Raw genomic sequence first — 16,581 nt, 5'->3', positions numbered from 1 at the left:
TCAGGAGCGTCCACATGCCAGGCCCCCTCGCGCGCGCCGCCGCCATCGCCGCGGCCGCCCTCACCGCCGCCACCCTGATGTCGGCCCCGGCACAGGCCGCCTCCACCACCGGCGCGCTGATGATCACCCACGTGCGCCCCAACGCCGCCGGCTCGGACACCAACAGCAACACCAGCCTGAACGGCGAGTACTTCGTCATCAAGAACGTCACCACCCGCACCGTGAACGTGGGCGGCTACGTCCCCGACATCACCACCAACACCTACGGCCGCCCCCTGCCGTCCTACAACCTGCCGGCCGGGGCGGTGGCCTACGTGCGCACCGGCAGCGGCACCAACCGGTACGCGAGCGGCGCCCACCAGATCTACCGCGGCTACGGACGCCACGTACTGCGCAACGACGGCCCCAACAACCCCGACCTGCGCCTGAAGCGGCCCGGCAGCGCCGACAACAACAGCAGTTCCGGCTCGATCAGCACCTGCAACTGGGGACGGGCCGCCAACGGCACCACCTACCGCTGCTGACCCCCGCCCGGCCGCGCCCGCGGCTTCTCGGCGCCGCCCTCCGGTTCCCGCCGGGCGGCGCCGAGTGAGCGGCCGGCGGTACCGACGACACGGACGGCGGCCCTCCCCGGAGTGCCGGTGGTCGGTAGGGACCACGGCCGCGGCCGGCCCCGCGAACACGAGAAGTCCCGTACTCCGGGAGTTACGGAGTACGGGACTTCGTGGTGCGGCCGGCCGGACCGCCGACGGGAACCGCCTCCGGGATCCTCCTCGGCCCCGATCACCCGTCTAGGCCGGGTTCTCGTCCAGCTTGCGCCGCTCCTTGTCGTTGGGGTGGCGAACGATCACTCCCCCCATGCCGCCGGACCCGGCGAGCCGGATCAGCGGCGTTCCCGGCAGGCGGTCCGGGGTCGTCCTGTCCCTGAGGCCGCCGACGCCGGGGTCCATGCCCGTGGTGTCGGCGGTCCACCCGTCGGGGATGACGACCGTGACCCCGGAGGTCTCCCCGTAGGCCTCCACCAGGATCTCCCGCAGCCGGCTCCGGACCCGGCTGAAGTCGATCTTCACACCGCCCACACCGCCGTGGGCGATCACGTAGGCGGGCGCCTCCCACCGGCCGGGGCCGCGTACGGCGCCGCTCATCCCGCCCTTGAGCACCAGCGGCGGCAGCTGCTCCTCGGGGTCCTGCGGCACGGGCAGGTCGGCGGTCAGGGCGGCCAGCTCGGCGTGGGTCTTGGACGTCAGCGCCCGTTCCAGGCGCTCGTCCAGCTCGTCGTGGTCGATGCGCCCCTCGACCGCGGCGTTGCGCAGGCGTTCCACCACCGTGTCCCGGTCCTGGTGGGAGGCCCGCAGCTCCCCGGCCGGAGCGGCGGGGGCGGGGAGAGGGGTGTTGTGGTCGTTCGCACTCATGGTCGTGTTCAACGGACACCGCCCGGCTTGCGCAGGGGCCTGGCGTTCCGCACCGGGAGGGGCCTGGGCTGCTGGTCACGGTTCTTGCGGCGGGGGCGGGGCTGCGCCGGGACGGAGAGGGCCACCACGGGCGGGCGGGCCTCGGCGTTCAGCAGCCCGGTCAGGTCCAGGCGGAGGGGGGTGGCAGGCATGGAGCGCCTCATTTCCACTCGGTTTGTAGTACTTCGCTTGAAGTGGTTTGAACATAGTACTACGGACGGAGTGGTGTCAAGCCGGGTCCGCCGACCCGATTCGGCGCGCGGGGGCCCGTCACGCCGACTCGGGACCCTTGACCGGCGCGGCCCGGGCGTGTCCTGAGGAGGATCGCGGGGAAGCGGCCACATCATCGAACCCATGGAACTGGGAGACGAGTCGGGCTCTGTGACCGTGCGCCTCGTGGGCGGTCCGTCCTGCTGGGACGGGGTGGTGGTGGAGGGTGTTTTCGACCATGAGGAGATCTACGAGGTACCCGTGGAGGAACTGGGGGCGCTGCTGAGCGTCCCCGGGCGGGCGTCCCCGCGGGCCGTGTACGAGCCCGACCCGGACGGCGACCGGACGGCGTGGCTCTTCCGGGGCTGGGAGGGCCAGGCCCCTCCCCCCACCCGGGAGTCCGGCGACTAGGGCGAGGGCCCGCGTCGGCGAAGCGGACACGAACACAGGCCCCCGGCGACCCAGCGGCCGCCGGGGCCACCCTCCACACTCCGCCTACCACCCAGGGCGGCATGCACCGCCGCCATGCAGGCGCAGGCCGTCCCCACTTCCGGGACCTGCCGGCCGCCGCCCGGGGTCGGGTGAGCGCCCCGGATCCGGGTGGGCACCCCGGGCGCCACCCGCTGGAGCAGTGCCCACGGCTCCTATCGAAGGCCACGATCACAATGAACCAGAATTCCAAAAAGAACGCCCTCGATATCGAAACCCACGAAGAACGGACCACACGATTGCACCCAGAAAAGAAATAACAGCAACCCGAACCGCCCCGCATAAGAAGACCACAGCCCCCGCAACAACAGCTTCAACAACCACACCAGCCCACACTCGGGACAATGCACGTGCAAACGCTCATTCCATAATTGACACGGACCAAGAACGCGAGAGCAGCGCTTTTTCGGCGACCGAGGTTATGCAACCATGGAACCGGAGGTGTTTCTCACAGTAGGGATCGTGTCGTGGAACTTCGCGTACTCGGCGACATCCGCCTGCATGCCAACGGCATGCCCGTCCCCCTGGGCTCCGGGCGAGAACGCGAACTACTGGTGCACCTGGCCCTCGCCGGGAATACCTCGCTCGCCCTACCCGAGTTGGCCCAGCGGTTATGGGATTCCCCTTCCTCGACATTCCGCAGCACCCTGCACACCTACATCACACGTCTGCGTCGCAGACTGGAGGAATCCGGCGTCGACCGGGGGCTGCTGTCCCACAACGAGGGCGGTTATCTGCTCCGTTTACCCGCGGGAAGTCTGGATTGGCAGCGCCTCCTCCTGGCGAGGTCCCGGGCCTCGGCATTCAAACAGGCCGGGGACCACGCGTCCGCCCGCTCCGCCTTGGAGGAGGCCGTCCGCTTGAGGCGGGGTACTCCCCTGGCCGGTTTGTCCGGCAGGTGGATGGCCCGGATGCGGCTGTCGATGGAACGCGCTTATCAGGAGACCCTCGGAGAGTGGGCGTCGCTGGCGCTGGACCTGGGCGATGCCGCTCCGGTGGTCCGCGTCCTGGATGACGCCCTCGTCCACTACCCGCTGAACGAGGTGCTCCACCTCCATGCGCTGCGGGGGTTACGCGAGCTGGGACGGACCGCGGACGCGCTGGTCCTCTACCAGCAGCTCAAGGAACGCTTGACGGAGGAACTCGGCGTCGACCCCTCCAGGGAGCTACAGCAGGAGTTCCGAACCCTCCTCCGACACACCGCCGCACCGCCGGCCGACAAGGACCCGACACCCCTCCGGGACGGCCCCCTCGCACCTTCGGCACCGGACAACCTCGGCCGTGACCTGACCCTGTTCCGCCACAGAGAGGCCGAGCAGCTTCTGCTGAACACGAGCCTGCGCGAACAGTCCCCGTCCTCTCCGCGGACCTGGGTGATCAGCGGGATGGCGGGGATCGGCAAGAGCGCACTGGCCATCAGGGTCGCCCACCAGGTCAAGGGCGACTACCCCGATGCCCGGTTGTATCTGGACCTGCGGGGCAATCACGAACGGCTGGAGCCGCTCACCCCGGGTGAGGCCGTCACGGAGCTGCTACAGCTGCTGCGCATACCGGCCTCCCGGATTCCGGAGTCCTTCACGGGCCAGGTGGCCCTGTGGAGGGAGCACACCCGGTCCAGAAGGGTCCTCTTGGTGCTGGACGACGCCGCCGGCGCCGAACAGGTCTCCGGGCTGCTCCCTTCAGGTGAGAAATGCGCGACGATGATCACCAGCAGGTTCCAGCTCCCCGAACTCGACGAGGCCGACCACCTCCCGCTGGGGCTGCCCTCGGTGGACGAATGCGCGGACATGTTCAGCACGGCCAGCGGCCGTGTGATCGAACACCCCGACGAGAGGGCGCTGTTGGAGGAGTTGGTCGCCCGCTGCGACAGGCTCCCGCTCGTTCTGCGGCTGATGGCCACCATGTTGCGGCTGCACCCCTCCTGGTCCCTCGACGGACTGCTCGCCCGGTTCCCGTCCTCGGAGCGGTCGGGAGTGGGGGCGTTCCGATTCGGTCACATGGATCTGAGCCGGGTGTTCGACCTGGCACTCCGGGCCGTGGACCCGCCGGCGCGGGAGGCGTTCTCGCGCCTCGGGCTGCATCCGACGCGGGACATAGGGGCGCCGGTCGCGGTCGCCCTGATCGGCGGTGGCGCGCAGCAGGCGCACCGGGCCCTGGACGCGCTGGTCGGAGCCTGTCTCTTGGAGGAGCACGAACCGGGCAGGTACCGGTTCCACACGCTGCTGAAGAACCACGCCTTCCACCGTGCCCACGAAACGCTGTCCGCCGAGGAGCTGCGTCGGACACACGACAGGATGCACGACACCTACCTCTCCCTGTGCCGGGCCGCCGACGAGGTGCTCCACCCCCACCGCCCCGGGCACGGCCTCCGCGGTCCCGCTCCGCAGGCGGCGAAGCAGGATCCCGTTCTCGCCCAAAGGTGGATGCGCACCGAACTGCCCCGGGTTCTCACGGTTATCCGGGAGGCGTACGAGCGGGGGCAGGAGGGGGTGGCGGCGGAGTTGTCGCACGCCGTGGCCGAGTACCTGGATCTCCACGGCCCCTGGCAGCCGGCCCTCCTGCTGCACGAACGGGCTGTGGCGTACGTGCGGGAGCACGGGAACGCAAGGGAAGCGGCGAGGGCCCACTACGACCTGGCCCGCGCCCTGTGGCGCTGCGGGGAACTCGACAGGGCCCATGAGCACGCCCGCGCCGCCGACGGCCTGTGGGCCCGGATGGACGAGCCCCTGGGGCGGGTGTGGTGCGTCGCGCTCCAGGGGCTGTTCCACTACGTCTCCGGGGACTACGACCGGAGCCGCTCCTTCCTGGAAAGGGCCCTGGAGGACTTCAAAGCACACGGGAACAGGGCCGGAATCCTCTTCGCCCTGCGGCACCGGGGCCTGTGCCACTTCACCGTGAGTTCCTTCCACGAGGCGGTGGCGGATTTCAGCGACGCGATCTCGGTACTGGAACGGTCTCCCGATCCGCGATCGCTTTCCGGGATACAGGTCAACCTCGCCGGCGCCTTCCAGCAACTGGGTTACCACCGCCAGGCATGGAGCCTCTGCGAAGCCGCACTCGCGTCGGCCCAAGAGAACGGCGACGACCGCCAAGAGGCCATCGTGTGGGCGAATATGGGGGAACTGGCACTTCACCGCCAGCGCCCCGCCCGGGCCGTCGAATGCCTCTCCCGGGCGCTGGACCTCATGGAGCGCTTCCCCGACCCGTGGGCGGCTCCGATGGTGCTGTCCAATACGGGGGCGGCCTATGCCATGAACGGGGAACCCGGCCAGGCGCGCGTCTATTTCCGCCGCAGCCTGGAGATGCGCGGCTCGGCTCCCCCCGCCGCGGTCTTCGACGCCTGCCTCGGGCTGGCGCTCATCGAGCTGGAGGCCGACGCCCCCCGGGCCGCGGTGGAACTCCTCGAGGACGGGCTCGCCGTCGCGTCCCGGTACGGTCTGCGGCGGGAGAGCGCGAAGGCCCATCACCTGCTGGGACAGCAGCTCCACATCCTGGGCCGGAGCCGGCAGGGCCGGACCCACCTGGAGGCCGCCGCGTCCCTGTACGATGAACTCGCGGCGCCAGAAGCCTCACTAATCCAGCTATTACTGGATACGACGGCTCCGCCCGAATCGTGACCCTCGGGACCTTTGAAACAGGCCCACCCCCAGGGTGGAAGTCTGTACGATGCCACCGAGTCACACGCAGAGCACGCCGATAAGCGGCAAACACCCTCTTCAGAGCAGTGAAACGGGACGCCCTGGACTGCAGATCCTTGAGGCGCCCCGTTCTCATTGCGCTGACCGACCAGGCCCCTGCAACTACCAAGGATTCAGGGCCTAGCTAGGAGAACAATGAAGTACCCAAGAGTAGCCGAAGCGGCTGCTTTTTTCACCCTCGCCTTCGGCTGGGTGATCTATCTGGGCACCCACATACCGGAGCAGGGGGCGATCCTCTAACAGCCATTGCGGATTGACCATCAGGCCCATCGCTGATCGCGATGGGCCTTTTGGTTAGCCACTGCGAAGTCGCACTCCACAGCCTTTCTGCAAGAGTACCAGAACGTGCAGATGCACGTGCACGGACATTTTCGTGTTCTCATGGAAGTCCTCGCACGATCGACAGGTCCGGATACGACTCCGACGAAGGAGATCGAACCCCTGCTCGGTACCGCAACGAAGATCCGTGTGTCATGGGAGTAACGTGGACACCCCTCCCCACCACCGTCCCCCTTCCGAGAACCGCGTCCAAGGCCATATCAGCGGGACCTCCATCCAGGTGGGCACGCTCCGAGGCGACGTGCACCTGACGGGCGAACGCCGGCGGCCCCCGCCCCGCCAACTGCCCACACCGCCCGCGACCTTCGTGCGCAGGTCCGAGTCGACCGCGATGGTCTCCGACGCGCTCGCCCGTGCCCGTACGCATCGGAGGAACGGCCTGATCGTGCTCACCGGCGTGGCCGGAGTCGGCAAGACGGCTCTGGCCACCCGCTTCCTGCACGACCACGCGGAACTGAGCGCGGACGGGGCCCTTTTCGTCGACCTGCGCGGATTCTCCGAAGGGAGGGTCACCGATCCCTACGAGGCGCTGGAAGTCCTCCTGGTCTCCCTGGGCGTGGAGCCCGGAACGGTGCCGGCGGACCTGGCCGCGCGCGCCGCCATGTGGCGCTCGGTCACCGACCGGACGCGCATCGCCCTGCTCCTGGACGACGCCTTCTCCGCCGCGCAGGTCCGCTCCCTGCTACCCGGGGGAGAGAAGAGCACGGTGATCGTCACTTCGAGGATCCACCTCGCAGGGTTGCGGATCGACGGAGCCGAGATCATCACGGTCCCCCCGCTGGACTCCGCCCAGGGCGTCGAACTCCTCACCAGGTTGAGCGGTCGGCCCCCGGCCACCAGCCAGGAGGAAGCGGCGATCGGCCACATCGTGGACCTGTGCGCGGGGCTCCCGGTGGCCGTGTGCACCGTGGCGATAGGCGAGAGCGCCCATCGTTGGCGGTCGTGGAACCGGGTCGAACGCAGGCTCCGAGACACCTCCGCACGCCTGGGGAGGCTCGCGGACACGGGTGAGCGGATCGGTTTGGAGGTATCGGTGCGCGGGGCGTTCGATCTCTCCTACAGGAACCTCGACCCCGCTCAGGCCCGGTTGTACCGGCGGCTGTCCTGGCACCCCGGCCCAGACCTCACCTCACAGATCGCCTCGTACGTGACCGGTGATCCGATCTCCGCCTGCGAGGGCCTGTTGGAGGACCTCGCACACCACCATCTGCTGACGGAGTATCGGGACGGCCGTTACGGCTTCCATGACCTGTTGCAACTGCACGCCCGCGAAAAAGCCGCTGAGGAGGAGACCCCCCGCGCCTTCTCCGAAGGCGTCGGCCGGCTCCTGGAGATGTTCGGTGACCTGTCCGTGGCCGCGGACGCCCTGTTGCGTCCGTACGCCGTGGCTCCCCCGGCACTGGAGGAGGCGCCGTTCTCCACGCCGGCCGAGGCCACCGAGTGGTTGCACGACGAGCGACGGAATCTGGCGGCCCTGGCCGAGCTCGCCCTCATCCGCGAACACCCCCGCCAGGCCCTGCGGCTGGTCGAAGGGTTGTGGTCGCTGTTCCTGCACCATGGGCAGGCGTCCCTGTACCTGCGAGCGGTCACCCCGGCGATCACCGGTGCGCGTGAACTCGGAGAGACGCGGGCGCTGGGACGGCTGCTGAACAAGCGCGCGCTGGTGTACGGCCACCTGGGCCGTGTGGACGACGCCATGGCCGACCTGACGGACGCCGAACAGATCTGGACCGCGGCCGGGGACCTGGAGCGCGTCGCCCAGACCCGGCAGCGCCGGGGCATCCTCGCCTTCCGGAACCGGCGGTTCGATGAGGCGCTCGTGCACCTTCAAGATGCGCTGGAGGTGGACGAGCAGACCGGGATCGAGCACAACAAGGCGATCACCTTGATGATGTTGGGCCGTGCCCATCTGGCCGCCGGCTCGCCTGTCCAGGCCCAGACGCATCTGGAGCGCGCGCTGCCGCTCCTGACCGGCGACCCCTACAATGCCGCGCGTGTGCGGATCGCCCTGGGGTCGGTGCTGGTGGCCCGGTCGATGCCGGGCCGGGCTCGCCGCGAGACCGAGGCGGCGTTGGAGGTGATGCGTGCGCGGGGTTCCTCTTCGGGCGAGGGCAAGGCGTGGGAGGTCCTGGGTGAGGTCGCCGAGTACGAAGGCGACCTCACCCGGGCCCGGTCGGCTTACGAGCGGGCATCGGCCCTTCTGGTGACCGGCGACCCCGCCCGCAAGCGTGTGGAGCAGCGGCTGGAAGGGCTGGGATAGGGGTTCACCACCGGTCCACGGTCATGTGGACGGGATGAGTACGGGCCAGCTCCCGGAGCTGGTCCCGGTCGAGGCGGCCGTGGTTGGGGAACAGGTCCCCGATGAGCCAGCTCGCATGCAGGACGGCGTCGTGCAGGGCCTGGGCCGGGTTTCCGGCGGCCACCCAGCCGTGCAGGAAGGACCCGAACAGGGCGTCTCCGGCACCGATGGTGTTGGCCAGGGGCCGCGGCGGCCGGGTGCGGGCGGTCACCAGCAGACCCTCGCGTGTGCCGACCATGGCTCCCCGGTCACCGCACCCGACCCCGGCCACCACACATCCGGGATAGGTGTCGAAGACGTGCCGGATCCATGCCCGGGGCGGGCACGGCAGCCGTTCGTGGGAGCAGAAGACCACGTCGGCGCTGTGCAGCCAGGGTTCCTGTTCGGGGTGGTCGATGTCGGCGACGACGTGGACGTCGACCGCGATCGGGACCCCCGCCCGGTGGGCGTGGGCGATGAGGGGCCGGGTGAACCCGATGGTGGTCAGTACGGCCAGGTCCGCGCCCTGGACCAGATCGGTGAAGACCGAGGTGGGGTAGAGGGCGTCGGCGAGGTCGTTGAGATAGGTGGCGGAGCGCCTGCTCCCGTTCCCGTCGACCAGGCACAGGGCCAGTGCGGAGGACGGGGTGGGGACGCATCCCGGTCCGTGGAGCCCCTCCTGTTCCAGTCCGGCGCGGATGGCCCGGCCGGGCGGGTCCTGGCCGATGAGGGTGCACAGGTCCACCCGGGTGCCCAGGCGGTTCAGGGTCAGGGCCAGGTTGGCGCCCACACCGCTGACGCCGGTCGTCATGGCGGTGGTGTGCTCGCGCCGGTCGTCGGTTCCGGAGGCGGCGGTCGTGGTGACGGTGGCGGCCGTGCACAGGTTCGCGACGCCGGCCACCACGATGCGCGGCGGGCTGCTCATGACCGCTCCCCGTGAAGTCCGGCGGCGGGCGGACCGAAGGCGTCCTGGGCGATGGGATCGGGAAGGTGCAGCAGTTCGTACAGGAGGTCGCGGGCGCGGTCGGCGAATCCCAGGGGGTGGGAGGTGACCCGGGCGGCCAGACGGGCCACCGTGCGCTGCTCCGCCTCGGAGGGCCCTCCTTCCAGGAGCAGGCCCAGGGACGGGCCCTGGCCCGACGCCACGGGCAGGCTTCGCAGGGCCTCGCCCATGGGCGAGGCGGGGTCGATGTCGGCCGCTCCGCTGCGGGTGACGAACACGGGGCGGCCGAGCAGGGTCGCGTAGAGCGTGGTGGACCCGTGGTCGCCGACCACGGCGTCGGCCGCCGCCAGGACGTTCACCCACTCCGGGGAGGCCGGTCCGAGGATCAGGCCGGCCCGGGTGAGCGGACGCAGCCACTCCTCGACCTGCCAGGCCCCGTGGGCGGCGCGCACGTTCGGGTGGGCCAGGAGGGCCACCCGGCAGGTGCCTTCCCGGGCCTGGGCCACCAGGTGGGCCAGGATCCGGCGGTCGGCTCCGAGCAGGGAGGCGGGTCCCCAGGTGGAAGCGGCCACCACGAGCCTCTGGTCACGTCCTATCCCCAGAGCGGCCCTGTGCAGGTCGCGGTGTTCGGCGGCCGAGAGCAAGCGGTCGGCGACCGCGTCCCCCACCACCCGTGCCGCCCCTGCGGCCTCCGGGCATTCCGAGGCCAGACGCGCTTCCTCGTCCTGGTGTGCGAGCGCGACGCGCGCCGGGATCAGGCGCCCCTCCCGGAGCAGGTTCTCCCGCGCCAGCCCGTAGGTCTGCCGGGGGCCGGCGGAGTGCCGGCCGGGGCGTGCGGGGATGAGCTTGTTGAACCCGACCCCGTGGGCGAAGAGCACCAGCGGGGCGTGCACCATGTCCAGGTCACGGCTGGGGCTGGCCGCCAGCGCCGCGTCGAAGCGGGTGCGCACGGCCTGCTCCCACGGCACCACCGCCGGGCCGACCTCCTCCAGCCAGGTACGCACGCCCGCGCCGAACACGGAGTGGGGTGCGATGGTGAAGACGACCTGCACGCGGGGGTCCGAGGCCAGCAGCTTCACGGGGTCCATCAGCCTCTGGGTGTCGGCGACGGTGTGCGCGATCGCCAGAACCCTGCGCTGGGCCCGCCAGGTCGTCCATCGGTCCGGTTCCATACCGATCGGGGTGTGAACCCATGTGTCCACCCGGATCTCCCTTCTTCCGCCCACCCGGTGTGGTGGGTCCCCCGAAGGATGCGGAGGAGGGTCGGACAGGTACCGGGCACACCGCTGGACAGGGCCTGGACAACATCCTGGACACCCGGCCACGACCAGGGAAGGCCCGTGTCCCGACGCGCACGGCAGGCCCTGCCCGCGCGAGGAGGCTCCGGAGATCGCGCTTCTGAGCGCGCCGGAACGACCTCGGCGGGAGCTCCCGGCCGAGGAGGCGATCGGGCGTCGGGCACTGGTCGCGGCGTCCTCTGTTCCCGTGGGGTCACCGGTTCGGCCGGGCCGGCGAGGGCCGGCCGCCGGGGCCGAAAACGCCTGCGGGGTGGGACTTTCGGGACATAGGGGGCGGGTATCGGCGTTCGCCGGGTGGACCCGCACCGGTTTCCCTAGGCTCGCTCGGAAAGATCCCCGAGGAGCCCCGATGCCCACTCCCCCGGTCCGCCCCCTCCCCCGCGACCCGTACCGCAACCTCGTCCTCCTGGCGCTGCTCACGCTGTCCGGCCGCCCGCCCGCGCACGAGCTGCTGCCGAGCGCGCACCGGCTGGTGTCCCGGGCGCTGCCGTGGGGGCGGCGCAACCCCCGGGCGCGGGAGTACCCGCGGGTGCGGCTGCGGGTACTGCGGCGGGCGCTGCGCGGCAGGCGGCCGCGGCGGGGCGCGGCCGGGCTGCGGGTGTCGCCCGTGGAGGGGATCACCCCCTTCGAGCGGGCGCTGGAGCCCCTGGACGGGCTGGACCCGGCGGCGCGCGCCGGGTACGCGCTGCTGCGGGTGGAGGCGCTGGCGCCGGAGGAGGCCGCGGCCCTGCTGCGGCGGGCCGGGGCCGCCGACCCCGAGGGGGCGCTGGACCGGGCGGCGGCGGTCGCCGACGGGTTCCGCCCGCCCGACCCCACCGTGGTGCGGGTCAGCGGGCGCGGGGCGCCGCCCGCCCGCGGTGCCCTGGCGGCGGCCGGGGCCGGGCTGCTCGTCCTGGCGCTGGCGGCCCTGGCCCTGACGACGCAGGCGCGGCCCGGGCCCCCGGGGCCGGCGGCCGCACCGGTGGAGGCGGCCGTCCTCACCGACGGGGACGCCTGGCGGGAGAGCTTCCGGCTGGACCTGACCGCGTGGCCCGCCCGGGGCGACGCCGTCGGCGACGAGGGTCTGGCCGACGCCGCCCTGGCCGCCTGGACCGACCACGACGGGCGGGCGCCGCGCGATCCGCGCCTGGTCTTCGCCGGCCGGGTGGACGGCCGCGACGTGGTGCTGCTGCACGACGCCCCCCGGACGGCCCGCTACACCCGGGACGGGGACGCCGAGGATGTGGAGGTGTTCGCCGAGCCCGCGAACGGCGTGGCCAACTGGCCCGCCGTGCGCCTGTCCGAGACCGCCGAGGGCGTGCGCTACCTGCTGCCGCCGTGGGTCACCGAGGCGGCGTCGGCGTCCCTGGGCTCCGCGGAGGAGGGCTGGGCCGAGGTGCCGCGGGATGAGCACGGGGTGACCGGCCCGCTGCCCGCGGACGGGCACTGCGGCACCGGCCCGGTGCTGCGGCTGCGCGCCCCCGAGGTGGCGCACGGCCAGCCGTACACGGTGGTGGACCTGGGCGGGCCGGCCACCGCCCACCTGGGGTACATGCCGCCGCCGCCCGCCGAGATCCGCCGCCTGGGCCCGCACGAGGTCCTGGACGCCGAGCACGGGTTCGACCTGTGGGGCGAGGTCGCCTGCGCGGGCGGTCCGCCGCGCGGACCGGTGGTCACGGCGACGGCCTGGGAGTTCGCCGTGCAGGACCTGCCCGGCGGAGGCTCCGGCCGGTGGGTGTGCCTGCGCTACGGCACCCACGACGGTGGCGGCCTGGCCCGTGCGGTGCTGGTGGCGACCACCGACGAGGGCACCGCGGCGGTGGTCGCCGGGGAGAGCGCGGGCGGCTGGGCGTGCAGCAACCTGGACCGGCAGGTGGTGGCGGGCACCTGGTGGGAGGCCCCCGACGGCCGGTGGCACTACCTGGCGGCGGCCTCGCGCGAGGCCGCCTCCGTGCGGGTGTCGGGCGGGGCCGAGGGCGACGGCGAGGGCCCCGTGCTGGCGGTGGCCGGCCCCCGCCTCGGCGACGGCCCGCCCGCGGCGCCGGTGGAGGTGAGCGCGGTCGACGTGCGCGGCGGCGCCATGACCCCGATCACGGGCTGACCCGGCACCGGACCGACGGCCGCACGGCCCGGGCGGCGCGGACGCGGGCGTCCGGCCGCAGCCGCCCGCGCTCCGGCGGCCCCGGCACCGCAAAGCCCGACCACTGGCCGCTTCCGGACAAGGAGGAGAATCCGGACAGGGCGTGTACGCCCGGTGCTCGGGTGGTATCACTGGGGTTGTCGGCCCGTCCGGACGGGAACCGCGTCGCCGTGCGCCCGCCCGCGACGGCCCCGGGCCGTAGTGAGGGTTGAACGATGTCGATCTGGTCTCGCGGCGACCGCAGGGGAAGAGTCGAGGAGGCTCTCCTCATGCTGAAGGGGCAGGGGATCATCGACGGCCTGGAGATCCTCTCCAACGGGGAGGACAAGCCCTACCGGGTGCTGCTGCCCGCCGGGCTGGTCCACATGGACGAGGACGAGGCGTCGATGTTCGCCCTGGGCGCCGTCGTGGGCGCGTTCGGCGACATCGCCCGCCGCCGGGCCTGAACCCCGCGCCCGGCGGACGCCCGCCCGTCCCGTGTGGAAGCGCCGCCCCCGTGCCGTGGGCCGGGGCGCCCTCCCACTCGGGCGCGGGCGACGGCGGGACCTCAGTCCCCGGCCCCGGCGCGGCGGGCGCGGTGGTCGGCGATGAGCCCGCGGTACCAGTGGTAGCTGTCCTTGGGGTGGCGGGTCAGCTTCTCGTAGTCCACCCGCACCAGCCCGAAGCGGCGCTCGTAGCCGTAGGCCCACTCGAAGTTGTCGAGCAGGGACCACACGAAGTAGCCGCGCACGTCCACGCCCGCCTCGACGGCCGCCGCCAGGGCGGTGAGGTGGTCGTTCAGGTAGGCGATGCGGTCGGTGTCGCGGACCCGGCCGGAGGCGTCGGGGAGGTCCTCCTCGGCGGAGCCGTTCTCGGTGATGTAGACCGGCGGCAGGCCGGGGTAGCGCCGGTCCAGGTCGACGAGCATCTCGGTGAAGGTCTCCGGCACCACGGGCCAGCCCATGGTGGTGTGCCGGACGTCCTCGTAGGCGACCTGTTCGGTGCCGATGTCGACGGCGGTGCGGGCGGCCGGGTCGGGTTCGGTGTGCGGGGCGTCGCGGAGCTTGATGGGCCGGTAGTAGTTGACGCCGAGGAAGTCCAGCTCCTGCCCGATGACGGCGAGGTCGCCGTCGCGGCGCAGGGAGTCGTCGACGAGGTCCCCCCACACCTCCCTCTCGTTGTCGGGGTAGGCGCCGGCGAAGAGGGGGTCGAGCCAGACCCGGTTGTGCAGCGTGCGCGCGCGTTCGACGGCGGCCAGGTCCGCCGCCGAACCGGTGGCGGGGACGAGGTGGTCGGGGTTGAGGGTGATGCCGACCTCCCCGGCGCCGGCCGCGCGCAGCTCGCCGACGGCCAGGCCGTGGGCCAGCAGCAGGTGGTGGGCGGCGGCCAGGGCGGGGGTGCCCTCGCGGGTGCCGGGCGCGTGGCGGCCGACGGCGTGGCCGACGAAGGCGGTGCAGAAGGGTTCGTTGAGGGTGATCCACCGGGAGACCCGGTCCCCCAGGCGGTCGGCGACGATGCGGGCGTACTCGGCGAACCGGTGCGCGGTGTCGCGGACGCGCCAGCCGCCGGCGTCCTCCAGCGCCTGGGGCAGGTCCCAGTGGTAGAGGGTGAGCGCGGGTTCGACCCCGGCGGCCAGGACGGTGTCGACGAGCCGGTCGTAGAAGTCCAGTCCCTCGGCGTTGGGGCGGCCCGCTCCGGTGGGCTGGACGCGCGGCCAGGCGACGGAGAAGCGGTACAGGTCCACGCCCAGGGCGGCCAGGAGGGCGACGTCCTCCTCGTAGCGGTGGTAGTGGTCGCAGGCGACGTCACCGGTCTCGCCGCGGGCGACCCGGCCGGGGGTGCGGCAGTAGGTGTCCCAGATGGAGGGCCCGCGGCCGCCCTCGTTCGCCCCGCCCTCGATCTGGTAGGCGGCGGTGGCGGTACCGAAGAGCAGGTGCGGGGGCAGGGCGGGATACGGGGCGGGGTGGTCCATCGGCGGCCTTCCAGGTATGAGAGCGCTCCCATGCTAGGCCGGGTGATTAGTATTACCAATCCCTTTTCCGTACCGGTCCCGTCACCCTCGGCCACAGTCCCCGCCGGTCCGGCCCTCCCGGGTCACCGAACGCTCACATTCTCCGCGGAGGCGGAACCCCCGGGCCGCCGCGCACATCCCATGCCATGGCGTGCACGTGCCCGGACCCCTGGAGAGAGAAGCAACGGGAATGGACTGGATCGACTACTCGCAGAACCGGCGCCTCAGGGAGCTGCAGGAGGACGTCAGCTCGGCCCACTCGATGCTGTACTCCGAACGCAAGAGGATGCGTTCGGAGCTGTCGAGCCTGCGCGGCGGCCTCGAACAGAGGCTGGACCGGGTCTCGGCCACCCTGGACGCCTTCATCGAGCTCAGCGACATCCGCGCCACCCTGGCCGTGTTCTCCCCGCACGCGCTGGCCCGGCACCGCGTCCTGGCCATGCTCGACGGGTCGGTCCCCGCCGTCCTGGAGCTGGAGGACGTCCCCGACTACTGGCTCCCGCCCGCCGCGCACGGCCTGCACGCGCTGCTCACCGGCTCCCCCGCCGGAGCGCTCCCGCACTTGGACGAGGCGGCCCGGCGCGACCCGGAGCGGGCCGCCGCCTTCTCGGTCCTGGCCGCCGCCCTCACCCGCGCCGAGTACGCCCGCACCCTGGGCGGCTCCGGCGACCTGCTCCCCCACCTGCCCGCCCCCGACGAGCAGATCAGCCGGGGACGGCGCGCCCTGTGGATCCTCACCGCCGACGGGTCCCTGGGCGAGGAGGCCCGCGAGCAGCTGCTGCTCTCCACCCTGCGGCACTGGTCGGCGCTGGGGGCCGAAGCGCCCGCGCTCGACCTGTCGGCCCCCGCCGCCTCCGGGAGGTCCTCCCGCTCCGGCCGCCGCGGCGGCGGCAGCGCCCCGGACGCGCAGCTGGACGCCCGCGCCGCGGCCGTGGACAGGCTCACCGCGCTGCACGGCGACGTCGCCCGCATCACCGCGCCGGGCGGGGACACCGGCGCGGAGCGGACGGCGCCCGACGAGGGCAGCGCCTCCTTCCTCACCGAGGCGCTGGTCGCCCTGGTGGAGGAGGGCACCCCGGAGGAGGCCCCGCTGATCGCCCGCGCCAACGAGCTGCGCGCGGTCATCGAGAACGGCGACGGCGGGCGCAGGCCCGGCTGGGACGACGGGGTCGGCACCGTCTCCTCCCTGCTGGCAGAGGACCTGCGCGCCTCCGGGGCCACCCCGCACCGCAGCACCTTCGCGCTGGTCCTGCAGCGTCCGGCCGTGACGAGGACCGTGGAGGACCTGCTGCGGCAGGCCTCGGCCCCGCTGCCGGAGTCCACGACCGTCACCGTCCAGGGGGTCCGGGTCGGGGTCACCGAGAACGGGCCCACCACCCCGCAGCTGGACCGGGCCGAACAGCAGCTGGCCCTCCGCTACCGCGCCGAGCAGGGAGGCCGCCTCTACGTGTGGGGGCTCGGGGTGCTGGCCGCGCTCCTGGTGGTCCTGGCGCTGGTGTCCCAGGCCGGGTTCGCCTGGTTCCTGGCCGCGGGGTGCGCGCTGGGCGCCGTCGGCTTCCTCGTCCGCGACCTGCGGGAGGCCCGGTCGGCCGCGGAGGCGCGCGAGGCGCAGCTGCACCGGCTGCGGCGGGAGGCCGACCAGGCCGGGCGGCAGTGGCGTGAACGACTGGACGAGGCCAGGGCGCGGGAGGCCACCGCGCGGAAGCTGGCCGACGAGATCTCGGCCCTGCTCGACCCCCGGTAGACGGCGCTGGGATCCTGGGGCG

The 16,581-nt window shown here is 72.6% G+C and carries 12 protein-coding genes; 7 read left to right on the top strand and 5 right to left on the bottom strand.

The genetic code is table 11. The annotated features are described in order from the left end of the window. Positions 1-14: 14 nt before the first annotated feature. Positions 15-524: a lamin tail domain-containing protein gene (locus KGD84_RS12640; protein WP_220560502.1), complete on the top strand. Its 510-nt coding sequence runs from the start codon at positions 15-17 to the stop codon at positions 522-524. A 267-nt stretch (positions 525-791) separates the two neighbouring features. Here the strand turns inward: KGD84_RS12640 and KGD84_RS12635 are convergent, their stop codons facing one another. Both KGD84_RS12635 and KGD84_RS12630 read right to left on the bottom strand, forming a co-directional pair. Continuing rightward, positions 792-1,412, bottom strand: a complete 621-nt coding sequence (locus KGD84_RS12635; protein WP_220560501.1) for a DUF1707 SHOCT-like domain-containing protein — start codon at positions 1,410-1,412, stop codon at positions 792-794. Positions 1,413-1,420: 8 nt separating this feature from the next. Further along, positions 1,421-1,603 (bottom strand): hypothetical protein, encoded by a 183-nt coding sequence (locus KGD84_RS12630; RefSeq protein WP_220560500.1) that lies wholly within the window; start codon positions 1,601-1,603, stop codon positions 1,421-1,423. Between the two features lie 202 nt (positions 1,604-1,805). Between KGD84_RS12630 and KGD84_RS12625 the strand changes: the two genes are divergently transcribed. From KGD84_RS12625 to KGD84_RS12615, 3 genes are all read left to right on the top strand, one after another. Next, complete coding sequence (locus KGD84_RS12625) at positions 1,806-2,072, top strand: hypothetical protein (RefSeq protein WP_220560499.1); 267 nt, start codon at positions 1,806-1,808, stop codon at positions 2,070-2,072. Between the two features lie 590 nt (positions 2,073-2,662). After that, positions 2,663-5,767, top strand: a complete 3,105-nt coding sequence (locus KGD84_RS12620; protein WP_255647222.1) for an AfsR/SARP family transcriptional regulator — start codon at positions 2,663-2,665, stop codon at positions 5,765-5,767. Between the two features lie 640 nt (positions 5,768-6,407). Then, positions 6,408-8,447, top strand: a complete 2,040-nt coding sequence (locus KGD84_RS12615; RefSeq protein WP_255646494.1) for a tetratricopeptide repeat protein — start codon at positions 6,408-6,410, stop codon at positions 8,445-8,447. Positions 8,448-8,451: 4 nt separating this feature from the next. Here KGD84_RS12615 and KGD84_RS12610 read toward each other — a convergent pair whose 3' ends face one another. Together KGD84_RS12610 and KGD84_RS12605 are read right to left on the bottom strand one after the other, a co-directional pair. Next, positions 8,452-9,390 carry a carbohydrate kinase family protein gene (locus tag KGD84_RS12610; RefSeq protein WP_220560496.1) on the bottom strand — a complete coding sequence of 313 codons (939 nt, stop codon included), beginning with the start codon at positions 9,388-9,390 and terminating at the stop codon, positions 8,452-8,454. After that, entirely contained in the window at positions 9,387-10,580 is a 1,194-nt protein-coding gene (locus KGD84_RS12605) for a hypothetical protein (RefSeq protein ID WP_220560494.1), read from the bottom strand. The genes KGD84_RS12610 and KGD84_RS12605 overlap by 4 nt, the downstream gene beginning before the upstream one ends. Positions 10,581-11,055: 475 nt before the next feature. Here KGD84_RS12605 and KGD84_RS12600 point away from each other — a divergent pair, with 475 nt between their 5' ends. Together KGD84_RS12600 and KGD84_RS12595 are read left to right on the top strand one after the other, a co-directional pair. Continuing rightward, positions 11,056-12,786, top strand: a complete 1,731-nt coding sequence (locus tag KGD84_RS12600; protein WP_220560493.1) for a hypothetical protein — start codon at positions 11,056-11,058, stop codon at positions 12,784-12,786. Between the two features lie 308 nt (positions 12,787-13,094). Beyond that, positions 13,095-13,271: a hypothetical protein gene (locus KGD84_RS12595; RefSeq protein WP_255646493.1), complete on the top strand. Its 177-nt coding sequence runs from the start codon at positions 13,095-13,097 to the stop codon at positions 13,269-13,271. Positions 13,272-13,372: 101 nt separating this feature from the next. On the opposite strand, the gene KGD84_RS12590 is transcribed toward KGD84_RS12595, so the two are convergent. Next, positions 13,373-14,776, bottom strand: coding sequence for a GH1 family beta-glucosidase (locus tag KGD84_RS12590; RefSeq protein ID WP_220560491.1), 1,404 nt, complete (start codon positions 14,774-14,776; stop codon positions 13,373-13,375). Between the two features lie 229 nt (positions 14,777-15,005). Here KGD84_RS12590 and KGD84_RS12585 point away from each other — a divergent pair, with 229 nt between their 5' ends. Next, a complete protein-coding gene (locus KGD84_RS12585; RefSeq protein WP_220560490.1) occupies positions 15,006-16,559 on the top strand; it encodes a hypothetical protein in 1,554 nt (517 codons plus the stop codon). Positions 16,560-16,581 lie beyond the last annotated feature (22 nt).

This window comes from Nocardiopsis changdeensis (genome assembly GCF_018316655.1).
Taxonomy (GTDB): Bacteria; Actinomycetota; Actinomycetes; order Streptosporangiales; family Streptosporangiaceae; genus Nocardiopsis; species Nocardiopsis changdeensis.
This window is presented reverse-complemented; position numbering and strand designations above follow the sequence as displayed.